Source organism: Aquimonas sp. (assembly GCF_044377145.1).
Lineage (GTDB): Bacteria > Pseudomonadota > Gammaproteobacteria > Xanthomonadales > Xanthomonadaceae > Aquimonas.
The window spans coordinates 104,329-112,710 of sequence record NZ_JBILJQ010000007.1; the positions used below are offsets into that span (position 1 = coordinate 104,329).

At 66.2% G+C, this 8,382-nt stretch carries 7 protein-coding genes; 3 read left to right on the forward strand and 4 right to left on the reverse strand.

What is annotated here, in order from left to right:
• Positions 1-6: 6 nt before the first annotated feature.
• Entirely contained in the window at positions 7-2,763 is a 2,757-nt protein-coding gene (gene ppc, locus ACIQ7H_RS04105; RefSeq protein ID WP_395788669.1) for a phosphoenolpyruvate carboxylase, read from the forward strand.
• Positions 2,764-2,830: 67 nt separating this feature from the next.
• Here ppc and ACIQ7H_RS04110 read toward each other — a convergent pair whose 3' ends face one another.
• Complete coding sequence (locus ACIQ7H_RS04110) at positions 2,831-3,952, reverse strand: trans-sulfuration enzyme family protein (RefSeq protein ID WP_395788671.1); 1,122 nt, start codon at positions 3,950-3,952, stop codon at positions 2,831-2,833.
• A 140-nt stretch (positions 3,953-4,092) separates the two neighbouring features.
• On the opposite strand from ACIQ7H_RS04110, the gene ACIQ7H_RS04115 reads away from it, so the two are divergent.
• Positions 4,093-5,313: an acetylornithine/succinylornithine family transaminase gene (locus tag ACIQ7H_RS04115; RefSeq protein WP_395788673.1), complete on the forward strand. Its 1,221-nt coding sequence runs from the start codon at positions 4,093-4,095 to the stop codon at positions 5,311-5,313.
• A gap of 51 nt (positions 5,314-5,364) precedes the next feature.
• On the opposite strand, the gene hemL is transcribed toward ACIQ7H_RS04115, so the two are convergent.
• Both hemL and thiE read right to left on the reverse strand, forming a co-directional pair.
• Positions 5,365-6,651 (reverse strand): glutamate-1-semialdehyde 2,1-aminomutase, encoded by a 1,287-nt coding sequence (gene hemL / locus ACIQ7H_RS04120; RefSeq protein WP_395788675.1) that lies wholly within the window; start codon positions 6,649-6,651, stop codon positions 5,365-5,367.
• A gap of 10 nt (positions 6,652-6,661) precedes the next feature.
• Positions 6,662-7,285 (reverse strand): thiamine phosphate synthase, encoded by a 624-nt coding sequence (thiE, locus tag ACIQ7H_RS04125; RefSeq protein WP_395788677.1) that lies wholly within the window; start codon positions 7,283-7,285, stop codon positions 6,662-6,664.
• 72 nt (positions 7,286-7,357) lie between these two features.
• Between thiE and ACIQ7H_RS04130 the strand changes: the two genes are divergently transcribed.
• Positions 7,358-7,558, forward strand: a complete 201-nt coding sequence (locus tag ACIQ7H_RS04130; RefSeq protein ID WP_395788679.1) for a rubredoxin — start codon at positions 7,358-7,360, stop codon at positions 7,556-7,558.
• A gap of 127 nt (positions 7,559-7,685) precedes the next feature.
• Here ACIQ7H_RS04130 and ACIQ7H_RS04135 read toward each other — a convergent pair whose 3' ends face one another.
• A complete protein-coding gene (locus ACIQ7H_RS04135) occupies positions 7,686-8,138 on the reverse strand; it encodes a DUF192 domain-containing protein (RefSeq protein WP_395788681.1) in 453 nt (150 codons plus the stop codon).
• Positions 8,139-8,382 lie beyond the last annotated feature (244 nt).

Here is an 8,382-nt window from a genome sequence, read left to right on the forward strand (position 1 = left end):
CTTCTGATGTCCTCGAATCCCCTGCCCGAAGCTGAAGCCCTCGAACCCGAAACCCTTCGCGAAGTCGATCTGCCGCAAAGCGATCAAGCGCTGCGCGAGGACGTCAAGCGGCTGGGCTCGCTGGTCGGAGAAGTCATCGCGGATCAGGAAGGCGAGGCCTTCTTCGAACGGGTGGAAGCGCTGCGCCGGCTGGCGATCCTGCGTCGTGAGCAGGGCGAGTCACTGCAGTCGCTCGCGACCGCCGTCGATGGCCTGCCGCTGGATCAAGCCGAAGGATTGGTGCGAGCCTTCGCCACCTACTTCGGCGTGGTGAACCTGGCCGAGCGCATCCATCGCATCCGTCGTCGCCGCGATTATCAGAAGCGTGAGGCGGCACCGCAGCCCGGCAGCCTGCTGGCGGTGGTCAGCGAACTCAAGGACAGCGGGCTTGGCTTCGACGAACTGCTCGCCCTGTTGAAACGCCTGCACATCGAGCCGGTGTTCACCGCGCATCCCACCGAGGCGATGCGGCGCGCCCTGCTCGACAAGGAGGCCGATGTCGTCCGCTGCCTGATCGATGACCTCGACCGCGCTCGCACACCGGGTGAGCGGCGGGTGGATCTGGCGCGGATGCGGATGGCACTCACCTCCGGCTGGCAGACCGCGGAGAACGTGATCGAAAAGCCGACCGTGGCCGACGAATTGGAGCATGTCAGCTACTACCTCGGGCACGTGCTTTATCTGATCCTGCCCGCCTTCCACGAACTGCTGGCGGAAGCGGTCGAGACCGTCTATGGACGCACCTTGCCTGCACTGCCGCCGGTACTGCGGTTCGGCTCTTGGGTCGGCGGTGACATGGATGGCAATCCGAATGTGGGCGCCGACACCGTGGCCGCGAGCATGGCCTCGCAGCGCAGCCTGATCATCGGCAATTATCGCGGCGACCTCGTGCATCTGGCCAACCTGTTGACCCAATCCAGCGGTCGCGTCGGGGTCGATCCGCGCGTGGCCAAACGCATCGACGACTACCGCGCGAGGCTCGGCGATGCCGCGCAACGACTGCGCTCGCGGCATGACGACATGCCCTACCGGCAGTTGTTGAACCTGATGGTGCTGCGGCTGGAGGCGACCGAAGCCGAGGCGGCCGAGGCCTATCGCAGTCCGGCCGAGTTGCTGGACGATCTGAATCTGATCGCGCATTCGCTGAAGAGCCAACGCGGCGAGCACGCCGGGTTGTTCGCGTTGCGCCGGCTGCTGCGGCGGGTCGAAGCCTTCGGCTTCCATCTGGCAACCCTCGACCAGCGGCAGGATTCGCGCGTGCACGATGGTGCGCTGGCGGTGTTGCTGGACGATCCCGACTGGTCCGAACGCTCAGCGGATGAGCGTGGCCGGCGGCTGGCGACCCTGCTGGCGGGCCCTCTTGCTGAACGCAGCACGGAAGATCCCTCTGCCCAGCGCGTGCTCGACGTATTCGCGACGCTGGCTCGGCTGCGTCCGCGCTATGGCAGTGATGCGTTTGGCCCCTACATCGTCAGCATGAGCCGGAGCGCGGCGGATGCGTTGGCGGTGCTGGTGCTGGCGCGTATGAGCGGCCATGTCGATGCCCAGGGGCGAGTGCCGCTGGACGTCGCGCCGCTGTTCGAAACCGTCGACGACCTTGCCGCGGCACCGGCGGTGGTCGCGGCCCTGCTCGATGACCCGCTGTACCGGGGTCACGTCAAGGCGCGTTCTGAACGTCAGGTGGTGATGCTTGGGTATTCCGACAGCGCCAAGGATGCCGGCCTAGCCGCCTCACGCTGGGCCATCCAGCGCGCGCAGATCGCACTGACCGCCTTGGGCGCCGAACGCGGTGTGCGCATCCAGTTCTTCCATGGCCGTGGTGGTTCGGCCAGCCGCGGTGGCGGCAAGACCGAGCGTGCGGTGATCGCGGCGCCGCGCGGCAGCGTCGACGCCTATCTGCGGCTGACCGAGCAAGGCGAGGTTATTCACCGCAAATACGGCATCCGCGCCCTGGCGCTGCGCAACCTTGAGCAAATGGCCGGGGCTGTGCTGCGTGCAACCGCACGGCCACGCCCGCCGGAGCCGCGCGAAGGTGTCTGGCGCGAGATCATGTCCGGCATCGCTGGTGAATCGCGCCGCGTCTATCGAGCCTTGGTACACGAAGACCCCGGCTTTGTGCCGTACTTCCGGGCGGCAACGCCGATTGATGTGATTGAGCGGCTCAAGCTCGGCTCCCGCCCGGCCAAGCGCGCCGCCGGCGGCCAGGCCGGCGTGGAATCCTTGCGCGCAATTCCTTGGGTGTTCGCGTGGTCGCAGAACCGCTGCGGCTTGACCGCTTGGTACGGCGTAGGCAGCGGCCTGCAGGCCGCCATCGATGCGCATGGCCTTGAGGCCGTCGCCGAGATGGCAAGCGACTGGCCGTTCTTCGCCTCGCTGGTGGACGACGTCGAGATGGTGCTGGCCAAGACCGAGCTCGATATCTTTGAGCGCTACTCGTGGTTGGCCGGCGACAGCCATCGCGAGTTCTTCCCGCGCATCGCCACCGAGTTCGAGCGCACCGTCGCGGCGGTGCTGGCGTTGAAGTCCAGCCGCGAGCTGCTCGAAGGCGATCGACGCCTGCGACTGTCGATCCGCCTGCGCAACCCGTATGTGGACCCGATCAGCCTGCTGCAGATTGATCTGCTCAGGCGCTGGCGAACGGCGGGTCGCCCGGAAGACGGGCTGTTTCACGCCCTGGTCGCCACCGTCAACGGCATCGCGGCGGGCGTGCAGAACACCGGTTGAGAGTCTGTGGCTGCCTGGCTGCCTGGCTGCCTGGCCGCCTCGACGGCCAGCGCAGCCGCAGCGGCGTTTACGGTTCCAATGCCTGCCGAAGGTCCTCGATCAGGTCGTCCGCATGCTCAAGGCCAACCGAAACACGTAGCAGGCCGGGTGGTGAGACCGGCTTCGGCTCTTCCACGGAGGCGCGATGTTCGATCAGCGACTCGCAGCCGCCCAGCGATGTTGCGCACTGGAACAAGCGGGTCTTGGCGCAGACCGCGAGGGCGGCCTCGCGACCGGCGCCAAGCTCGAAGCTGAGCATGCCGCCCGGGCGGCTCATCTGCCGCTGCGCGAGCGCGTAGCCGGCGTGGCTGCGAAGGCCGGGGTAGTGCACCACCGACACCGCGGGGTGCGCGTCGAGCGCGGCGGCGAGCCGTTCGGCATTGGCGCAATGCATCGCCATTCGCGCCGGCAGCGAGCGCAGCCCGCGCAGAATCAGCCAGGCGTTGAACGGGCTGGCGCTGGCGCCGAGCAGCTTGCGGATCTCGAACACCTGCGCGCTCAAGGCAGTTTCGCGCGCGAAGCACAGCAAGCCGCCCATCACGTCGGAATGGCCGCCCATGTACTTGGTGGCCGAATGCAGCACCACATCGGCACCGAGCGCGATCGGCTGCTGCAGCACCGGTGTGGCGAAGGTGCTGTCGACCACCAGCAATGCCTTCGAAGCGTGCGCGATCTCGGCGCAGACGCCGATGTCGACTACCTGCAGCAAGGGGTTGGACGGTGTTTCAATCCACACCGCTGCGGTGGAAGCCGACATCGCCGCACGCAGCGCGGCGGGATCGCCGGCATCCACGAACACCGCCGTCAGTCCCCAGCGCGGCAGCCAGTCTTCAGCCAGCACGCGGATACCGTGGTAGAGGTCGCGTTGAAACACCACCTGGCCACCGGCAGGCAGGGCTTGGAGCAGGGCGGCTGCCGCGGCCATGCCGGTCGATAGCAACAGGCTGCGCTCGGCGCCATCCAGGGCCGAGGCCGCCGCTTCAAGCCGGGCCTGGGTCGGGTTGTCGTAGCGCTGATACAGATAGCCGTGGTCCTGGCTGCCATCGGGCGCATGCAGGAAGGTGGTGGCCAACTGCAGCGGTGGCGACAACGCACCGGATTCGGGATCGGCGTCGGCGCCAATGTGGACGGCACGGGTTTCAAGGCGCATCGGCGGTTCCGGTGGTCGGCGATAGATTTGGCGGCAGTCTCAGCCGTGCGCGTGGAGCATGCAATGGTCGAAGGTCAGCGCCTGGCCTGCTCTGCGATACTGCGTGGCCCTCTTTGCGCCGCGATCCGAGTGATTCTCTGATGTCCGACCTCGCCGATACCCTGCTTGCCACTGCCCGCCGCCGCTACCTGCCGATCTACCGCCCGCGCGAGCTGATCCTCGATCGCGGCGAGGGCTCGCGGGTGTGGGACACGGCTGGCCGTGACTACATCGATCTTGCGGCCGGCATCGCGGTGAACGCCCTCGGCCATGCTCATCCCCAACTCCGCGAAGCCTTGATCGAACAGAGCGGCAAGCTTTGGCACACCAGCAATGTCTTCTACAGTGCGCCGCCGGTGCTGCTGGCCGATGAGCTGGCGGAGGCTTCAGGGTTCGCCGAGCGCGTGTTCCTGTGCAATTCGGGCGCGGAAGCCAACGAGGCTGCGATCAAGCTGGCCCGCCGGCATGCCGCTGCACGCGGGCGCGGTCCTGACCAGCGCGTGATCGTGACCTTTCGAGGGTCGTTTCACGGCCGAACGCTGGCGACCCTCACCGCAACCGCGCAGCCCAAGTACCAGGAAGGTTTCGAACCGCTGCCCGGCGGGTTCCGCTACGTCGATTTCAACAGCGTGGAAGGCTTCGACGCGGCCTTCGATGCTGACGTCTGTGCGGTTCTGGTCGAGCCGATCCAGGGCGAGGGCGGGGTCATGCCGGTCGCACCCGGGTTCCTGCAGCACCTGCGTCGGCGCTGTGACGAAACCGGCGCCCTGCTCATGCTGGATGAAATCCAGTGCGGCATGGGCCGCAGCGGCCGCTTGTTCGCCTCCAACTGGGATGAGGTGCAGCCCGACACGATCAGCCTGGCCAAGGCCCTGGGCGGCGGGTTTCCGATCGGCGCTTTGCTGGTCGGCGCGCGGGCAGCCGAGACGATGGGCTTCGGCAGTCATGGCACCACCTTTGGCGGCAACCCCTTGGCGGCAGCGGTGGCTCGCGTGGCTCTCCGAATTCTCAATTCGCCGGAGCTGCTGGCCAATGTCGAGCAGCGCGGTGCCCAGCTGTTGGCGGGGCTCGCCTCGATCAATGCCGAGCTCGATCTGTTCAGCGAAGTGCGTGGGCGCGGCCTGATGCAGGGTGCCGTACTGCACGCGCGCTACGCGGCGCGTGCGGGCGAGGTGCTGGATGCCGCCGCAGGTCATGGCCTGCTGATGTTGCAGGCGGGCGTCGGTGTGCTGCGTTTCGTGCCGGCACTGAACATCCGCGAGGATGAGCTGGCCGAAGGCCTGCTGCGACTGCAGCGTGCTCTGCGCAGCGTGTTCGTCTGAAGCGAATGGCTCGCGAGCGGCATCCAGCCGCCCGCGAGCCGACCACTCTATTCAACCCGCGCGAGCCTCGACAAAAGCTTCGGCGGCGGCCGCCACGGTGGCGGCGATATCCGCATCCGAATGCGCGGCGGAAATGAAGCCAGCCTCGTAGGCGGACGGTGCGAAGTACACGCCGCGCTTCAGCAGGCCGTGGAAGAAGCGATTGAAGGCAGGAACGTCGCAGGTCGTCGCCTGCGCGAAGCTCTCCACCTTCTGGTCGGTGAAGAACAGGCCGAACATGCCGGGCACGCGATTCGTGGTCACCGCGACCCCGGCCTTCGCAGCCGCGGCTTCGAGTCCATCGCACAGCAGGTCCGTCTTGCGCATCAGATCAACGTGGAAACCCGGCGCCTGGATCAGCTCGAGTGTCGCGAGGCCTGCGGCCATCGCGACCGGATTGCCCGACAGCGTGCCGGCCTGGTAAATCGGGCCGGAAGGCGCGATCTGCGCCATGATCTCGCGCCGACCACCGTAGGCCCCGACCGGCATCCCGCCGCCGATGATCTTGCCGAAGGTCGACAGATCAGGCTGCACGCCATACAGGGCCTGCGCGCCGCCGACGTCGACGCGAAATCCCGTCATGACCTCATCGAAGATCATCAGCGCGCCGTAGCGCGTGCAAAGCTCGCGAAGATGCTGCAGGTAGCCGGGCTTGGGCAGAATGCAGTTCATGTTGCCGGCAACTGGCTCGATGATCAGGCCGGCGATGTCGTGGCCATTCTGATCGAATAGCGTAGTGGCGCCTTCGAAATCGTTGTAGGACAGGGTCAGGGTCAGATCGGCTAGGCCGCTGGGTACACCCGGCGACGTCGGCACGCCGAAAGTGAGCATCCCGGAGCCTGCTTTCACTAGAAAGGCATCGCCATGGCCGTGATAGCAGCCCTCGAACTTCACGATCCGCGAGCGACCGGTGTGGCCGCGCGCCAGGCGGATCGCCGACATCGTGGCCTCGGTGCCGGAGTTGACCATGCGCGTCATCTCCAGCGATGGCACCAACCGCGACAGCGTTTCCGCCATGGTGACTTCAAGCGGGTTGGGCACGCCGAAGCTCAGCCCGTTCTGGGCGGTGCGGGTTACCGCCTCAAGAACGCTCGGGTGCGCGTGGCCGGCGATCATCGGGCCCCAGGAGCCTATGTAGTCGATATAGCGAGTGCCTTCGACGTCCCACAGATAGGCGCCCTGAGCGCGGGTGGCGAAGAAGGGTTCGCCACCGACGGATCGGAATGCGCGCACTGGCGAGTTCACACCGCCGGGCATCAGCAGCTGAGCGCGCGCGAACAGCGCGTGATTGTTGGACATCGATGACTCCTTATAGATCGGGAAAAGCGTTGCGCAGCGCGCGCACGGCAGAAGCCGGATCGGGCGCTTCGTAGACAAAACTGATAACCGCGAGCAGATCGGCACCGGCGGCCACCAGCTGGGGAGCGATCAACGCATCGATGCCACCGATAGCGACTCGCGGAACCAACAGCGGGGAGGCATTGGTCAGAAGCGCAGGTGATGCGCGCGCAGCGCCGGGTTTGGTTGCTGAGGTCGCGAAGGCGCCGAAGGCGATGTAGTCGGCTCCGCGTTGAACCGCAGCGCGGGCGCGCTCAGGATCGGCATAGCAGGAGGCACCGATGAGGGCGTGCGCTCCAAGCGCCGCGCGCGCCAACTCGAGCGGCACGTCGTCACCACCCAGATGTACGCCATCAGCGCCGATCACCCGGGCGAGCTCGATGTGATCATTGATGAGTAGCGGCACCTTAAACTCGCGCGCCAACCTGTGCAGTCGCTCGGCCTGATAAAGAAGGAGCGGGGCATCTGCGGACTTGTTGCGGTACTGCAACAGGGCGATGCCCGCTGCCAGTGCTGCAGCGGTCCGCGCCAGCAGTCGCTCGGTATCTTCACAATCCGGGGTGATCAAGTAGACGCCGCGCAGACGTTCGGCCATGGACTGCGTCGCTGTTCGCGGGCGGATAAGGCGTGGAAGAATAGCAGGCCCTTCCAAGCAAGCTCTCCTGACATGTCAATCGCCCAGTCGCGCCCCGTCGGATCCCGTCATTGGATGTGTGTGGTCTGCGGATTCATCTACAGCGAAGCCACTGGCCTGCCCGAGGAGGGCATCGAAGCGGGAACCGCCTGGGACGATGTGCCCGAGACATGGCTGTGCCCGGACTGCGGCGTTACCAAGGCGGACTTCGAAATGGTTCAGATCGACGCCTAGCGTTCTGCGCGGGGGGCAATCGGAGCCAGGACAGTCAGCTGCCGCGGCCTGAGCATCTCTTCCGCGCGAGTTCATCGAACGCCCGCGTTCGTGGTGCGACCGAAGAGATCTAGCAGCCGGCAGACGATCAGCGGCTGCCAGTCTGCGGCACGTCCGGCGAAAACTCGATCGTGTCGCCACGAGCGACGCCCAGATCAGCAGCGACCCCAGCGTTGAGCTCAAGTACGTAAAGCGCGGGACCGGCGCTTGGATAGCTGGGGCATAGCGCGCTCTTGCAGGGCGGAACATCGCGGGAGACCGACACCAGACGGCGCTCCCGGTCGAAGTAGAGAATGTCCAGCGGGATGAGCGTGTTTTTCATCCAGAAGGCCTGCGGCGCCTCACGCTCAAACAGGAACAGCATTCCGCGGTCGCTCCCGAGCGCCTCGCGCTGCATCAGGCCGCGTTGCCGGGCGGGCTCGGTGTCCGCCAGTTCAACGTGGAAGCGCTGACCCTTGAGCTCAACCCAGGGGCCGGGTTGAGCGCCGCAGCTTCCGACAGCGACGCTCAGGGCAAGGGCGAGGAGTACTTGGCGAGGCATGGGGTCGTCTCATGGGGGAAGTGCTTATAAGGTACAGCTCGGCAACGCGAGCGGCAGGTTTGAAGATTCTTCGCCCACCCCTCTTTACAGGTGGAAAAGGAGCTGTATACTGGGCGGCTCGCACAGACGCTTAGCCAGACCGGCGACGCGGAAGTCGGCAGAAAAAAAGTTTCGGTTGAGGTGTTGACGGAAACGAAATCTGCTGTAAGATGTGCGGCTCCCCGGGGCGAAACGCTCCACCGGC

What these genes read in the sequence shown, in the direction of transcription:
- ppc (WP_395788669.1), top strand. Translation starts at nt 7, where the DNA reads ATGTCCTCGAATCCCCTGCCCGAAGCTGAAGCCCTCGAACCCGAAACC.
- ACIQ7H_RS04110 (WP_395788671.1), bottom strand. Translation starts at nt 3,952, where the DNA reads ATGCGCCTTGAAACCCGTGCCGTCCACATTGGCGCCGACGCCGATCCC.
- ACIQ7H_RS04115 (WP_395788673.1), top strand. Translation starts at nt 4,093, where the DNA reads ATGTCCGACCTCGCCGATACCCTGCTTGCCACTGCCCGCCGCCGCTAC.
- hemL (WP_395788675.1), bottom strand. Translation starts at nt 6,651, where the DNA reads ATGTCCAACAATCACGCGCTGTTCGCGCGCGCTCAGCTGCTGATGCCC.
- thiE (WP_395788677.1), bottom strand. Translation starts at nt 7,285, where the DNA reads ATGGCCGAACGTCTGCGCGGCGTCTACTTGATCACCCCGGATTGTGAA.
- ACIQ7H_RS04130 (WP_395788679.1), top strand. Translation starts at nt 7,358, where the DNA reads ATGTCAATCGCCCAGTCGCGCCCCGTCGGATCCCGTCATTGGATGTGT.
- ACIQ7H_RS04135 (WP_395788681.1), bottom strand. Translation starts at nt 8,138, where the DNA reads ATGCCTCGCCAAGTACTCCTCGCCCTTGCCCTGAGCGTCGCTGTCGGA.